The organism is Variovorax sp. ISS6 (genome assembly GCF_056523145.1).
In genome coordinates this window covers 3,824,777-3,838,721 of sequence record NZ_JAWRZC010000001.1, presented here as the reverse complement: position 1 = coordinate 3,838,721, position 13,945 = coordinate 3,824,777, and the positions used below count along the sequence as shown (strand labels likewise).

General features: G+C 71.4%; 9 protein-coding genes and 1 other RNA gene. 6 read left to right on the top strand and 4 right to left on the bottom strand.

Annotation, left to right across the window (positions count from 1 at the left end):
- The first annotated feature begins 5 nt into the window (after nt 1-5).
- Nucleotides 6-102: signal recognition particle sRNA small type (gene ffs / locus AC1HIL_RS17785), an RNA gene on the top strand.
- 57 nt (nt 103-159) lie between these two features.
- On the opposite strand, the gene AC1HIL_RS17780 is transcribed toward ffs, so the two are convergent.
- Genes AC1HIL_RS17780 through AC1HIL_RS17770 form a run of 3 tightly spaced genes read right to left on the bottom strand, consistent with a single transcriptional unit; the run spans nt 160 to nt 7,243 of the window.
- Nucleotides 160-1,401, bottom strand: a complete 1,242-nt coding sequence (locus AC1HIL_RS17780) for a TIGR03862 family flavoprotein (RefSeq protein ID WP_479672351.1) — start codon at nt 1,399-1,401, stop codon at nt 160-162.
- Nucleotides 1,398-4,661, bottom strand: a complete 3,264-nt coding sequence (locus tag AC1HIL_RS17775; protein WP_479672350.1) for a UvrD-helicase domain-containing protein — start codon at nt 4,659-4,661, stop codon at nt 1,398-1,400. The genes AC1HIL_RS17780 and AC1HIL_RS17775 overlap by 4 nt, the downstream gene beginning before the upstream one ends.
- Nucleotides 4,658-7,243: a PD-(D/E)XK nuclease family protein gene (locus AC1HIL_RS17770; protein WP_479672349.1), complete on the bottom strand. Its 2,586-nt coding sequence runs from the start codon at nt 7,241-7,243 to the stop codon at nt 4,658-4,660. Before AC1HIL_RS17770 ends, AC1HIL_RS17775 begins: the two co-directional genes overlap by 4 nt.
- Nucleotides 7,244-7,400: 157 nt before the next feature.
- On the opposite strand from AC1HIL_RS17770, the gene trxA reads away from it, so the two are divergent.
- A complete protein-coding gene (gene trxA, locus AC1HIL_RS17765) occupies nt 7,401-7,733 on the top strand; it encodes a thioredoxin TrxA (RefSeq protein WP_057594218.1) in 333 nt (110 codons plus the stop codon).
- Between the two features lie 188 nt (nt 7,734-7,921).
- Complete coding sequence (gene rho, locus AC1HIL_RS17760) at nt 7,922-9,187, top strand: transcription termination factor Rho (RefSeq protein ID WP_057594219.1); 1,266 nt, start codon at nt 7,922-7,924, stop codon at nt 9,185-9,187.
- Between the two features lie 66 nt (nt 9,188-9,253).
- Here rho and AC1HIL_RS17755 read toward each other — a convergent pair whose 3' ends face one another.
- The gene (locus AC1HIL_RS17755; protein ID WP_479672348.1) at nt 9,254-10,321 is read right to left on the bottom strand and encodes an oxidoreductase; all 1,068 of its coding nucleotides are present in this window, start codon (nt 10,319-10,321) and stop codon (nt 9,254-9,256) included.
- Nucleotides 10,322-10,457: 136 nt separating this feature from the next.
- Here AC1HIL_RS17755 and AC1HIL_RS17750 point away from each other — a divergent pair, with 136 nt between their 5' ends.
- The 3 genes from AC1HIL_RS17750 to AC1HIL_RS17740 all read left to right on the top strand — a co-directional run bounded on the left by AC1HIL_RS17750 (nt 10,458) and on the right by AC1HIL_RS17740 (nt 13,930).
- Entirely contained in the window at nt 10,458-10,730 is a 273-nt protein-coding gene (locus tag AC1HIL_RS17750; RefSeq protein ID WP_057594221.1) for a type B 50S ribosomal protein L31, read from the top strand.
- A 93-nt stretch (nt 10,731-10,823) separates the two neighbouring features.
- Nucleotides 10,824-12,587, top strand: a complete 1,764-nt coding sequence (locus tag AC1HIL_RS17745; protein ID WP_057594222.1) for a hypothetical protein — start codon at nt 10,824-10,826, stop codon at nt 12,585-12,587.
- A complete protein-coding gene (locus tag AC1HIL_RS17740) occupies nt 12,584-13,930 on the top strand; it encodes an MATE family efflux transporter (RefSeq protein WP_479672347.1) in 1,347 nt (448 codons plus the stop codon). Before AC1HIL_RS17745 ends, AC1HIL_RS17740 begins: the two co-directional genes overlap by 4 nt.
- Nucleotides 13,931-13,945: the final 15 nt, after the last annotated feature.

Here is a 13,945-nt window from a genome sequence, read left to right as displayed (position 1 = left end):
ACCCTGACGGGCCTCCCTGCATGGTGAAGTGGCCAACCGGGTCAGGTGGGGAACCAAGCAGCCCTAACTGCGTAGTCAGTGCCAGGGGTAAGGCTCGTCAACTTCTTCAGCGCTCTCGTTCCACCCCGGAACGGGAGCCGCGCCAAAAAATCCAAAGCCTCACGACAGTCCCAGCCGCGCGAGCACGCCACGCGCGGCCGCGACGCCGCTGGCCATCGAGGCCGTGAGCAGGTAGCCGCCGGTCGGCGCCTCCCAGTCGAGCATCTCCCCCGCCACGAACACGCCGGGCAGCGCGCTGGCCATCAGCTGCGCATCGAGCGCATCGAAGCGCACGCCGCCCGCGGTGCTGATCGCCTCGTCGACCGGGCGCGCGGCCAGCAGCCGCAGCGGCACGGCCTTGATCGCCTGCGCGAGCTGCAGCGGATCGTGCATCGCCTCGCGGCTCAGCACCTCGTAGAGCACGCCGGCCTTGATGCCCTCGAGGCCGAGCCGGCTCTTGAGGTGGCTGCCGAGCGAACGCGCGCCGCGCGGATGCCTGACCGCGGCCAGCACCTGCTCGGCGCTGCGGTCGGGCAGCAGGTCGAGCAGCAGCGTGGCGCTGCCGTTGGCGGCGATCTCGTCGCGCAGCAGGGCCGAAACGGCGTAGACGAGGCTGCCCTCGATGCCGCCCGCCGTGGCGACGAACTCTCCCTTGCGCGCGAAATGACGGCCTCGGCTGTCGGTGAACGACACGGCCACCGACTTGAAGGGCTGGCCCGCGAAGCGCTCCGAGAAATGCGCGCTCCAGCCACCGCCGTCGAAGCCGCAGTTGGCCGGCTGCAGCTCCGCCACCGCCACGCCCTGCGCCTGCAGCCGCGGCGCCCAGGCACCATCGGAACCGAGCCGCGCCCAGCTCGCGCCGCCGAGCGCGAGCACCACCGCATCGGCCGGGGCCTCGACCTCGCCCGCGGGCGTGTCGAAGCGCAGCACGCCGGGCGAGACCGCGGCATCGCCGGTCCAGCGGTGCCGCATGCGGAACTGCACGCCGGCCTCGCGCAGCCGGTGCAGCCAGGCGCGCAGCAGCGGCGCGGCTTTCATGTCGGTGGGGAACACGCGGCCCGAGCTGCCGACGAAGGTCTCGATGCCCAGGCCCGCGGCCCATTCGCGCAGTTGCGCGGGACCGAAGGCCGCGAGCATCGGCTCGAGCTCGGCGCGGCGTTCGCCGAAGCGGCCCACGAAGGCCTCGAAGGGCTCGGAGTGCGTGAGGTTGAGCCCGCCGCGCCCCGCGAGCAGGAACTTGCGCCCCACCGAGGGCATGGCGTCGTAGAGGTGCACCTTCGCACCGGCCGCGGAGAGGATTTCCGCCGCCATCAGGCCGGCGGGGCCGCCGCCGATCACGGCGACGGTGGGAGAAGAAGTCATTCGAGGTTCACCAGTTCGCCCTGCCCGGTCAGGAACGCGGCGCGTACCGTGGCACCGGGATGGGCCTGCTGCACGGCCGCGCGGTAGCGCTGCATCTGTGCGATGAGCGCGGCATCGCGCTCGGGCCTTGCGGCCGATTTGTAGTCGAGGATCCACCAGGTGCCGCTGGCGCGCTCGCGCACCAGCCGGTCGATGCGCAGCGTGTCGCCTTCGTGCACCAGCGTGACCTCGTTGCCGTGCCAGTCGATGGCCTCGAGGTCCCAGGCCCAGGCGCCCGCGCCGGCGCGGATGCGCGCGGCCAGCGCCGCGGCGCCGCGCGCCTGCTGCGCGTCGAGCAGGAACTCCTGCGCCGCCGCGCGCACATGGGCCGCGGGCAAGGGCTCGCCGGGCACCGACCATTCGAGCAGGCGATGCATCGCCTGGCCGAAGGCCGCGGCGCGTGCGTCGAGCGTGGCCGCCTTTTCCTTGCGCGCGACGGGCACCGGCGGCGTCGCGGAAGCGAACACCGGCAGCTCGTGGATCGCGAAGACGGCCTGCGCCTGCGCTGCGACCGGCGCCACCAGCGGCTCGTCGGCAGCTACGGTCTCGCAGGCCTCGGCCAGCCGCGCCCACCAGCTGCCCTCGTTGGCGCGCGCGGGGCGCACCGACGACAGCACCAGCCGCGCGCGGGCGCGCGTGGTCGCGACATAGAGGCCGTTGAGTTCCTCGCGGTGGCGCGCGCGCTGCTCGTCGAGCAGCAGCGATGCCGCGCAGGCCGGCGGCGTCTTCTCGCTCGCGAGGAAGACGAAGCGCGTCGGCACGCGGTCGCCGCCCTTCCACTCGACCAGCACGCCCATGGTCTGGGCGCGCGGCGGCGGCGCGTCGCAGTCGAGCATCAGCACGGTGTCGGCCTCGAGGCCCTTGGCGCCGTGCACCGTCAGCAACTGCACCGCCTCGGGCGCGGCCACCGACGGGGCGCGCACGCCGCCGGCGCGCAGCGCGCGCACCAGCGCATAGGGCGTGACGAAGCGCGCGCCGTCGATGTCGAGCGACGCGGCCAGGAGGCCGCGCAGGTTGGCCAGCGCGCCCTGGCGCAGCGCGGCGGGCACGGCCGCGCCGAGCTTCGCGAGCACGTCGCCGTCGTGGAAGACCGCGTCGAGTGCGTCGTGCGGCGGCAGCGTGGCCAACCAGCGCTGCCAGCGCTTGAGACGCGGCGCGGCCTCGGCCAGCGCGGCCGGCAGGTCCTCGCCGGTCTGCAGCAACCGGAACCAGCTCCAGCCCGGCAGCGCGCGCTGGCGCAGCGCCAGTTGCACCAGGTCGTCGTCGCCGATGCCGAACAGCGGCGACTTGAGCGCGCGCGCCAGCGAGAGATCGTGCGCGGGCGAGACCAGCGCATCGATCAGCGCCACCATGTCCTGCACCTCGGGCGCGTCGTGCAGCTCGTTCTTCTCGGGCTGCTGCACCGGGATGTGGCGCTGGCGCAGCGCCTCCTGCATCGCGGCGAGGCGGCTGCGGCGGCGCGACAGCACCATGATCTGGCGCGGCGGCGTACCGTCGGCGATCAGTTGCGCGATCCAGCGCGCGGCCTGCTCGCACTCCTTCTGCAGCAACTGCTCCTCGGGCAGCACGCGCGGCGTGACCAGGCTGTCGCGCCAGCGCAGCATGCCGTCGTCGGCCGGCGCCGCATCGGCCGCGGCCTCGGCGGCATCGCGCTCGATGGCCGGCAGCTTCAGCAGCGCGCCCTCATCGCTGCGCTCGGTGGTGTGGGCACGGAAGCCGTCGAACTCGCCGGCCTCCTGCGCGGCCAGCATGGCCTGGTTGACCAGGCCCACGACGGCGCGCGCATTGCGGTGCGTGTGGTCGCAGTTGAGCAGCTCGCCGCCCAGGCCCTCGCGCACGAACTTCTTCGCGGCGATGAACACCTGCGGCTCGGCGCGGCGAAAGCGGTAGATGCTCTGCTTCGGATCGCCCACGACGAACACGCGCGGCGCGCTGCTGCCCGCGCCCACGTAGGCGCTGAGCCAGCCATAGAGCGCCTGCCACTGCAGCGGATTGGTGTCCTGGAACTCGTCGATCAGGAGGTGCGCGATGCGCGCATCGAGCCGCTCCTGCACCCAGCCCGAGAGCGCCGACTGGCCCAGCAGCAGTTGCGCCGCCTGCTCGACGTCGTTCATGTCGACCCAGCCATGGGCGCGCTTGACGCCCGCGAAGGCATCGATCAAAAGGCGCGTGAGCCGCGTCATGCGCTGCTGGTAGAGCCAGGCCGCATGCTGGGCCTGCGCGGCACACAGCAGCTGCAGTTCGGCCTCGGCCTCCTGCGCGGCCGGGTACTTCTGCAGGTTCTTGTTGAGCCGGTCCTCGGTCGCGACGAAGAAGCTCTTGCGCAGCAGCGCGAGCGCCGAGGGCAACGCGGACTCGGCCGGCTCGCCGGTGCCGAAGATGTCGATGACGGCCTCGGCCGCCTTCTGCGGCGTCTTGTTGGTCTCGCGGCCGAGCGCGGCGGCACGGTCGAGCCAGCGCCGGCGCACGGCCTCGCCGCGCAGCGCGTCGGTCGGCGTGTCGAAGCCGGCCAGCGCCGGGTGCAGGTCGGCGAAATGCCGCACCGCCTCGGCCGGTTCGGCGAGCGAGAACTCCACGCGCCGCGTGAGCGCCTCGCCGAGCGCCTTGGCGGTCTGCGAGCGCCCGTAGGTGGCGACCACCGCGTAGTAGTCGGCCAGCGCGTCGGGATCGGCGGTCACGGCCTCGAAGAAGGGGCGCCAGGTGCGCGAGCGCGCCTCGGCATCGTCCTCGAGCAGCTCGTAGTTCGACGGCAGGCCGAGCTCGCGCAGCACCGCCAGCGGCGCATTGCGCAGCAGGCCCGCGAACCAGGCGTGGAAGGTGCGGAACTGCACCGGCCGGCCGCCCTCGAGCAGGTGCCGGTACAGGCCTTTCAGGCGCGGCGCGGCGGCCAGCGCCTCGGCCGGCGGCATGCCGCGCATCACGAGTTCCTTGACCAGCTCTTCGGGCTCGCGCTCGGCGAAGGCCTCGAGCCACTGGTCGAGCCGCTCGCGCATCTCGCCCGCGGCCTTCTTGGTGAAGGTGATGGCGAGGATCTCGTGCGGCTGGCAGGCGTTGGCGCCGTCGTCGAGCAGCGCGCGCACGATGCGCGACACCAGCATCCAGGTCTTGCCCGCGCCCGCGCAGGCCTCGACCGCCACCGAGCGCCGCGGATCGCAGGCGACGGTGTAGAAGGCCTCGCGCGGCACGCGCTGGCCGTTGTGTTCGTAGGCGGCATCGTTCATGGCGTGCTCCCCTGCAGCACGGCGGCGCCGGCATCGTCGCTCCAGAAATCCTTGCGGCACAGGCCGCGCGCGGTGCAGTGCTCGCACACCGTGCCCTCGCCCAGCGGCGGCAGCGGCGTGCCTTCGGCGATGCGCCGGAAGTCGTCGAGGATGCCGGCCACCAGCGCATCGCGCGCCTGCACCACCACCGGCTGCTCCACCGTCTGCGTGCCCGAGGACTTCTCGCCCACGTTGACGTAGGCCGCGCGCAGCGTGTCGTCGGCCACCAGCGCGGCATAGAACGCGAGCTGCGTGTCCTCGGTCGGTTCCTTCACGCGCTCCTTGGTCACGGCCGAGGACTCGGTCTTGTAGTCGATCACGAAGGGCTGGCCGTCGGGCATGCGGTCGATGCGGTCGAGCCGGCCCACCAGTTGCAGCGCGCCCAGCGGCTGCTCCTTCCAGGGTTCGGACTCGACGAAGACGGCGCCCGCGGCCTCGTGGCCCGCGAGCCAGTCGAGGTAGCCGTCGCGCACCGCGGGCCAGGCCGCGGCGAAGGGCAGGAACTCGGCGTCCGACAGGCCGTATTCGCGCGTGGCGCGCACGGCCGCGTCCTCGATGTAGCGCAGGCGCTCGCCGGCGTCGCGCGTGGGCGTCTGCTGCAGCATCTCGTGGAAGTGGCCGAGCACCGCATGCAGCCAGTTGCCGAAGTCGCGCTTGTCGACCTCGGCATCGAGCTCGTCGGCGCTGCGCAGGCCGAGCTGGCGCAGCGCGAAGAAGCGGTAGGGGCAGCGGCGCAGGTCTTCGTAGACGCTGGTCGACACGTTGCGCAGCGGCAGCAGCGCGCCCGAGGGCATCGGATAGAGGGTGGGACGCACGGGCACCTCGCGCCGCGTGCGCGGATCGTCGGTGAAGGCGAGCGCATGGTCGAGCTCGAGGCCCTGCACCAGCGGGCTGGGCCGCACGGGCTCGCCGCTGGCATCGGCACCGCGCCACAGCAGTTCGCACCAGGGATTGCACAGGGCCGCGTTCCAGGCCGCGCGCTGCGCCGCCTCGAGCGCCTCGCGCGAAGGCAGGCCGAGCTCGAGCCGCTGCGCGGCGCTCCAGTTGCCGGGCGGCTCGGGCGATGCGGGCAGGCGGCGGTCGTCGCAGCCCGGGATCACGATCGCGCCGAAGGCCCGGCCCAGCAGCTGGTGCAAGGGCAGCACGATCACCTGCGGTATCTCGCCGTTGACGGGCGGCACGAAGCTCGCGTCCTCGAGCACGTCGCGCACCCAGGCCGTGAATTCGGAGAGCGTGTGGCGCCCGCCCGGGAAAGCCTCGTCGTCGCCATGCGCGCCAGCGTCGAGCCACAGTGCCGAGATCACCTTGCCGCCCGCGAGGTCGGCCTCGAGCGGCTCCCACTGGCCGGCCGCCTCGAGCAGCGCGCGCAAGGCGACCAGCCATTCGGCGAGCGGGCGCGCACGCGCCATCGGTGCGCGGCGGGCCTCGATCTCGTTCGTGAAGGGCATCAGCGCGACGTCCTGCGGCTTCTCGCTGCGCGCGGCCTGCGCGCACCAGGCCGACCAGTCGCGCACGCCTTCGCGCCGCAATCTCGACTCGAGTCCCTGCACCGCGAGCGCATCGCCGTCGTTGCCGCTCTTGAGCCAGTCGAGCACCTGGTCGCTGCCGGCGTCGTGCGCGCAGGCGCGCAGCGCGCTCATCAGCATGGCGGCCGCGCGCGTGGTCGAGAGCTTCCAGCCGGTCTCGTCCTGCGCCGTGACGCCCTGCCCCTTGAGCCGCGCACCGATGCGGCGCGTGAGCGCGCGGTCGGTGGCGACCAGCGCGACCGGGCTGCGGCCCTCGGCCAGGTGGCGCAGCGCGCAGGCCGCGGCGAGTTCGGCCTCGTCCTCGGGATCGATCGCGACATGGGCCGCGGACTGCCCGCGCGGCGCGATGGCGGGCACCAGCGACAGGCGCACGGCGCGTTCGCCCCACAGGCCGCACAGGGTCTGCGTCAAGGGATCGGTCTGGAAGCCCTCGAGCACGATCAGCACGTCGATCTGCGCGCGCGCGGGCTCGCGCAGCAGCACGTCGGTGGCATAGCTCGCGTTCGCGGCCCAGGCGACCGCGATGCGGATCAGCGCGCTCTCGATGCGGAACCACTCCGATTCGCTGCCCGCATCGGCCACGCTGGCGGCGCGCTCGGCCCAGGCGCTGCCGCGTTCCTCGGGCGCGACCGCGGCCGCGAGCGGCGCGAGCTGGTAGGCCAGCTCGACCACGCGGCCCGCGAGCGCGAAGCGTTCGGCGCCGAAGCCGGTCTGCGAGAGCAGGCCCTGCGCGGTCACGAGGTCGCGCGCCATGTCGAAGGCGATGTCGTAGCCCGAAGGAACGAAGCCACCCGCGCTGCGCGCCCAGTTGCGCGTGGTCTCGAAGCGCGGCACGAAGCCCGGCGAGCCGCAGCGCGCCCACATGGCCTGCGCCACGCCCATGAGCTGCGCATAGGGCACCAGCACCATCGTGCGCGCCGCATGCGCCTGGCGTTCGGCGAGCACGCGCACGATGCGCGCGACCACACCATCGGCAGGGTCGCACCACAGGGCCTGGACGGGATGGCCTTCGTTCATGTTCTGTCGCGGGGGATTTCGTAGCGGGGCCGGGTCGCGACGAGGGCTCTGGCTATCGGCGCCATAGCCTTCGTGCATGCCACGTCACCCCTTGGTTTCTGTCACAATGACCCGCACTGTAGCTGCACCGAAACTCCCCGCGCACAAGGACTCCATCATGGCCAGCGAGCTGATCAAACACATCTCCGATTCCTCCTTCGAAGCCGACGTGCTCAAGTCCAGCCAGCCCGTGCTGGTCGACTACTGGGCCGAATGGTGCGGCCCCTGCAAGATGATCGCCCCGATCCTCGACGAAGTGTCGAGCGCCTACGAAGGCAAGCTGCAGATCGCCAAGCTCAACGTCGACGAGAACCGCGACATCCCCGCCAAGTTCGGCATCCGCGGCATCCCCACGCTGATGCTGTTCAAGGACGGCCAGCTCGCCGCCACCAAGGTCGGCGCCATGAGCAAGGCCCAGCTCACCGCCTTCATCGACCAGCAACTCGCCTGAGTGCTTTCAAACCGGCCAGCGCGCAACGCGTTGGCCGGCGCGTTTTTCCTGTCATAATCACCAGCAGATCGCCGGCCCTTTCAGGTAGCCGGTTCGAGTTCCCCGGTCAGTGAGGCAGTTCTCGCCTCACATCGAACCACCCCCCTGTTCTCCGTTTCCCCTCGATTGCCCCCGCAAGGGGTCGTTCCATGCACTTAAACGAACTCAAGGCACTCCACGTGTCTGAAGTCCTCAAGCAGGCCGAAGCGCTTGAGATCGAAAACGTCGGCCGCATGCGCAAGCAGGAGCTGATGTTCGCGATCATCAAGAAGCGCGCGAAGGCCGGCGAACAGGTCTTCGCCGACGGTGTGCTCGAAATCCTGCCCGACGGCTTCGGCTTCCTGCGCAGCCCGGACACCAGCTTCACCGCCAGCACCGACGACATCTACATCAGCCCGAGCCAGGTGCGCCGCTTCAACCTGCACACCGGCGACATGATCGAGGGCGAGGTGCGCATTCCGAAGGACGGCGAACGCTACTTCGCGCTGACCAAGCTCGACGCCGTCAACGGCGGACCGCCCGAGCAGAACAAGCACAAGGTGATGTTCGAGAACCTGACGCCGCTGTTCCCCAAGGAACAGATGCGCCTCGAGCGCGACGGCATCAAGGGCGAAGAGAACATCACCGGCCGCGTGATCGACATCATCGCGCCCATCGGCAAGGGCCAGCGCGCCCTGCTCGTGGCACCGCCCAAGAGCGGCAAGACGGTGATGATGCAGCACATCGCGCACGCGATCAGCGCCAACTACCCCGAGGTCCACATGATGGTGCTGCTCGTCGACGAGCGCCCCGAAGAAGTGACCGAGATGCAGCGCACGGTGAAGGGCGAGGTCATCGCCTCCACCTTCGACGAGCCCGCCGCGCGCCACGTGCACGTGGCCGAGATGGTGATCGAGCGCGCCAAGCGCCTGGTCGAGCTCAAGAAGGACGTGGTGATCCTGCTCGACTCGATCACGCGTCTCGCGCGTGCCTACAACAACGTCGTGCCTTCGTCGGGCAAGGTGCTGACCGGCGGTGTCGATGCCAACGCACTGCAGCGTCCCAAGCGCTTCCTGGGTGCCGCTCGCAATGTCGAGGAAGGCGGCTCGCTGACCATCATCGGCACCGCGCTGATCGACACCGGCAGCCGCATGGACGAAGTGATCTTCGAAGAGTTCAAGGGCACCGGCAACTCCGAAATCCACCTCGACCGCCGCCTCTACGAGAAGCGCGTGTTCCCCTCGATCCAGCTCAACCGCAGCGGCACGCGCCGCGAAGAGCTGCTGCTCGCGCCCGAGATCCTGCAGAAGACCCGCATCCTGCGTCAGCTCATGTACAACATGGACGAGATCGAGTCGATGGAGCTGATGCTCAAGAACATGAAGGCGACGAAGACCAATGTCGAGTTCTTCGACATGATGCGTCGCGGGGGTTGAGCCGGTCTTCGACCGAAGCTCGCCTCCCAAAAAGCGCGCTGCATCTTGCGATGCAGCGCGCTTTTTTCATGGGCGCGCGACGGGCAGCGCGCGGCCTTCCTCGGCGCTGCGCCGGCCGAGATCGAGCAGTTCCATCAGCGCCACCGCCTGCTCGGGCGGCACCGGATTCGGCCGCTGGCCGAGGATCGCGTCGCGCACGGCCGCGTAGTACGCGACGTAGTCGCCCGCGCGCGTGGGCCAGGCGCGCTTCGCCACCGTGCCGTCGGCAGCAGGCAGCACGAGCTCGCCATCGAGCGGATCGACGCCCCACCCCGTCCTCGGCGGCCGCTGGCCGGCGCGCAGCGCGTCCTCCTGCGGATCGACGCCGTGCTTGACGTAGCTGCCGCGCGTGCCGTGCACGAGATAGCGCGGCGCGGCATGGGCCGCGAGCGTGGTCGAGTGCAGCACCACACGCAGCGGCGCATGCGGCCCCGACTCGTAGCGCAGCACCGCATGGAAGTAGTCCTCGACCTGGGCGCCATCGCGCAGCACGGCGGTGTCGAGCTGCAGGGTGTCGGGCATGCCGAACAGCTGTACCGCCTGGTCGACCAGGTGCGCGCCCAGGTCGACCCAGATGCCCGCGCCCGGCACCTTCTGCTCGCGCCAGCGCTCGCGCACCTCGGGCCGGTAGCGGTCGAAATGCGATTCGACATAGACCGGGCGGCCCAGCTCGCCGCTGGCCAGCAGTTCCTTCAGGGTCAGGAAATCGGCGTCGAAACGACGGTTCTGGTAGACCGTGAGCACCAGTTTGTTGCGCTCGGACAACGCCTGGAGTTCGCGCGCCTCGGCGGCGTCGAGCGTGAAGGGCTTGTCGACCACCACGTGCTTGCCGGCCAGCAGCGCCGCCTTCGCGACCGGATGGTGCTGGGCGTTCGGCGTGGCGACCACGACGAGGTCGATGTCCTGCCGCGCGACCAGCGCCGCCGTGTCGGGCACCACGGCCACGCCGGGCCAGTCGGCATGCACCTTGTGCGGCTGGGAACTGGCCACGGCCGCCAGTTCGAGGCCGGGCACGGCCGACAGCACGGGGGCATGGAAGGTCTGGCCGGCAAAGCCGTAGCCGACAAGGCCGGCGCGCAGGGTTGAGGAGGTCATGGAAGGGCTGGTTTCGCAGGGGGACGGGCCGAACTGGCCGTCATCGGCCCAGTATGCGATAATCGGCGGCTTCGCGAAAAGTGCGGCCGGCGTCCTGCCCGCCAGTGGCTCTCGCATCGACCCCCAAGGAAACACCATGGCAAAAGAAGGCATCCACCCGAATTACCGCGATGTCCTGTTCGTCGACATGTCGAACGGCTTCAAGTTCGTGACCCGTTCCTGCGTGAACACGAAGGAAACCGCCAAGGCGGACGACGGCCGCGAGCTGCCCCTGTTCAAGCTGGACACCACCAGCGAATCGCACCCGTTCTACACCGGCACCCAGAAGTCGGTCGACAACATGGGCGGACGCGTCGAGAAGTTCCGCAACCGCTTCGGCAAGACGACCGGCGCCGCTGCCTCCAAGTAAGGCACGCACGCAGGCTCAGGCCTGGCGTCGAGGGCAGCCCGGTTTACCGCGCTGCCCTTTTTGTTTCCCCCACCCGCCGTCGCCCATCGCCCTTTGAACCAGCCCACGCCCGCGATCGTTGCCCAGAATGCCGTGCGCCGGCTGCCGCGCATCGCGCTGCTGCTGCTGTGCGCCGCCTACCTGCTGCCGGGGCTGGTCGGCCGGGGACCCTGGAAGAGCGCCGACATCACGGCCTTCGGCTACATGGCTGAGCTGGCGCGCAGCACCGAGGGCCTGGCGCGCTGGTTCGATCCTCGCCTGCTGGGCATCGCGCCCGAAACGCCCGCGCTGGTGCCGTACTGGATCGGCGCGCTGGCGATCAAGATCGCGCCCGCCTGGCTGCATCCCGACTTCGCGGTGCGCATCGTGTTCGCGCTGCTGCTGTGGGGCACCTTCACCGCGACCTGGTACGCGGTCTACTACCTGGCCCGCACCGCGCGTGCCCAGCCCGTGGCCTTCGCCTTCGGCGGCGAGGCGCGGCCGACCGACTACGCGCGCGCCATGGCCGACGGCGCCCTGCTCGCGCTGATCGCCTGCCTGGGCCTGGCCCAGCTCGGCCATGAAACCACGCCCGCGCTGGCGCAGCTCTACTTCGCCTCGCACCTGTTCTACGGCGTGGCGGCCCTGCCCTACCGGCGCGCCGGGCCGGTCATCGCGCTGGTGGTCGGCACGCTGGGCATGACGCTCAGCGGCGGCCCGACCGTCGGCCTGGCGCTGGCCACGGGCAGCGTGCTGTTCATCGCCTACGAGCGCCGCCGCATGCGCCGCGCCGCCGAGCCCGCGAGCACCGGCTGGTCGGGCATGGGCGAGGACGAAGGCCCGGGCTACACGCGCGGCGCGCTGCTCACCATGGCCGGCGTGACGCTGCTGGCCGCCGCGCTCGCGATCGGCCTCGGCCTGCTGCAATGGAAGATCGACCTGCCCGGCGCTCATCCAGGCACCTCGATCATGGGCGACATCCGCAGCCAGGCCCGGCTGCTGCTGTGGTTCACCTGGCCGGCCTGGCCGCTCGCGCTGTGGACGCTGTGGCGCTGGCGCCGGCAACTCGCGGCGCGCCACGTGGCGCTGCCGTTCTGGTTCGCGCTGGTGCCGCTGGCCGCCACCTGGACCACCGACTACTCCGACCGCTCGCTGATGCTGGCGCTGCCCGCGATGGCCACGCTCGCGGCCTTCGCGCTGCCGACCTTCCGGCGCAGCGTGGCGGCGCTGGTCGACTGGTTCACCCTGCTCTTCTTCAGCGGCCTCGCGCTGCTGGGCTGGATCTACTGGATCGCGATGCAGACCGGCTACCCGCCCAAGCCCGCGGCCAGCGTGGCGCGGCTGGTGCCGGGTTTCGTGCCCGAGTTCTCGCCCATCGCCTTCGTGCTCGCGCTCGCCGCCACCATCGCCTGGTGCTGGCTGGTGCGCTGGCGCACCGGGCGCCACCGCGCGGCGCTCTGGAAGACGCTGGTGCTGCCGGCCGGCGGCACCGCGCTGTGCTGGATGCTGCTGATGACGCTGTGGCTGCCGCCGATCGACTACGCGCGCAGCTATGCGCCGCAGGTGCGCGCCGTGACCGAGCGCGTGGGCCATCCCAAGTGCGTGGCAGAGCTCGCGTTGAGCCGTGCCCACATCGCGGCGCTGCAGTACCACGGCCGCTTCGACCTGCAGCCGCTGCTGCTGGGCACCGACTGCCCGTGGCTGCTGGTGGGCCCCGAGACCATCGAGCGGCTGCACACCATCATCTCGCTCGACCAATGGCGCTTCGCGGGGACCCTGCGCCGCCCCAGCAGTCCCTCCGACGACCTGCTGCTGTACGAGAAGATCGCGCCGCGGTGAGGGGCGAACGCGGTCTGATCGCCCGCCACGCGGGCACGGTGCTGGTCGGCCAGCTCGCCGTGATGGCCTTCGGCGTGACCGACACCATCGTGGCCGGCCGCTATTCCGAGGACGCGCTGGCCGCCCTCTCGGTCGGCGCCGCCATCTTCGTCAGCGTCTACGTCTCGCTGATGGGCGTGCTGCAGGCCCTGCTGCCGGTATGGGCTGAACTGCACGGCGGCGGCCGCGGCGCCGAGGTGGGCCGCTCGGTGCGGCAGTCGCTCTACCTCGCGGGGCTGGCGATCGTGGTGGGCATGGCGCTGCTGCTGCTGCCGGGGCCGGCGCTGCAATGGACGCAAGTGCCGCCCGCGATGCGCGGCGAAGTCGAGGCCTACCTCGCGGTGCTGGCCTTCGGGCTCGCGCCCGCGCTGCTGTTCCGCCTGTTCAGCACCCTGAGCCAGGGCCTGGGCAAACCACAGCTCGTGACCTGGCTGCAGCTCGCCTCGCTGGCGATCAAGCTGCCGCTGTCGGTCTGGTTCACCTTCGGCGGCGCGGGGCTGCCGGCGATGGGCCTGGTCGGCTGCGGCTGGGCCACGCTGGCCGTCAACTGGACGATGCTCGGCTGCGCCGTGTGGCTGCTGCGCGCCAGCCCGTTCTACCGCGGCTACCGGCTCTGGCAGCCGATCGAGAAGCCCGACTGGGCGCAGATCGGCCAGTTCGCGCGCCTGGGCGTGCCGGCCGGCCTCGCGGTGCTGGTGGAGGTCACTTCGTTCACGCTGATGGCGCTGTTCATCGCGCGCCTGGGCACCACCGCGGCCGCGGCGCACCAGATCGCCGCCAACCTGCTGGCCGTGGCCTACATGGTGCCGCTGTCGCTCGCGATCGCGACCAGCGCGCGCGTGAGCTTCTGGCTCGGCGCCGGCGATCCGGCGCTGGCGCGGCGCGCCTGCCGCACCGGCTTCGAGCTGACGGTGCTGTGCGCGCTGCTGTTCGCGCTCGCCATGGGAGGGCTGCGCTTCCAGCTCGCGGCCGTGTATTCGGACAAGCCGGCCGTGATCGCGCTCGCGGGCGCGCTGCTGCTGGTGGTCGCGCTCTACCACTTCGCCGACGCGCTGCAGACCCTGTGCGTGTTCGTGCTGCGCTGCTACCGCGTCACGCTCGCGCCGCTGGCGATCTACTGCACGCTGCTGTGGGCCGTGGGCCTGGGCGGCAGCTACCTGCTGGCCTACCGCGGGCTCGGGCCCTGGCCGGCCATGCAGTCGCCGCTGGCGTTCTGGATCATGGGCGCCGCCGCGCTGACGGTCACGGCCCTGCTGTTCGGCGCGCTGCTGCGCTGGACCATGGCGCACCGCGTGCGCGGCTGACCGGCTGAACGGTGA

Excerpts from the sequence above, each read along its gene's own strand:
- AC1HIL_RS17780 (WP_479672351.1), bottom strand. The coding sequence starts at position 1,401 with ATGACTTCTTCTCCCACCGTCGCCGTGATCGGCGGCGGCCCCGCCGGC.
- AC1HIL_RS17775 (WP_479672350.1), bottom strand. The coding sequence starts at position 4,661 with ATGAACGATGCCGCCTACGAACACAACGGCCAGCGCGTGCCGCGCGAG.
- AC1HIL_RS17770 (WP_479672349.1), bottom strand. The coding sequence starts at position 7,243 with ATGAACGAAGGCCATCCCGTCCAGGCCCTGTGGTGCGACCCTGCCGAT.
- trxA (WP_057594218.1), top strand. The coding sequence starts at position 7,401 with ATGGCCAGCGAGCTGATCAAACACATCTCCGATTCCTCCTTCGAAGCC.
- rho (WP_057594219.1), top strand. The coding sequence starts at position 7,922 with ATGCACTTAAACGAACTCAAGGCACTCCACGTGTCTGAAGTCCTCAAG.
- AC1HIL_RS17755 (WP_479672348.1), bottom strand. The coding sequence starts at position 10,321 with ATGACCTCCTCAACCCTGCGCGCCGGCCTTGTCGGCTACGGCTTTGCC.
- AC1HIL_RS17750 (WP_057594221.1), top strand. The coding sequence starts at position 10,458 with ATGGCAAAAGAAGGCATCCACCCGAATTACCGCGATGTCCTGTTCGTC.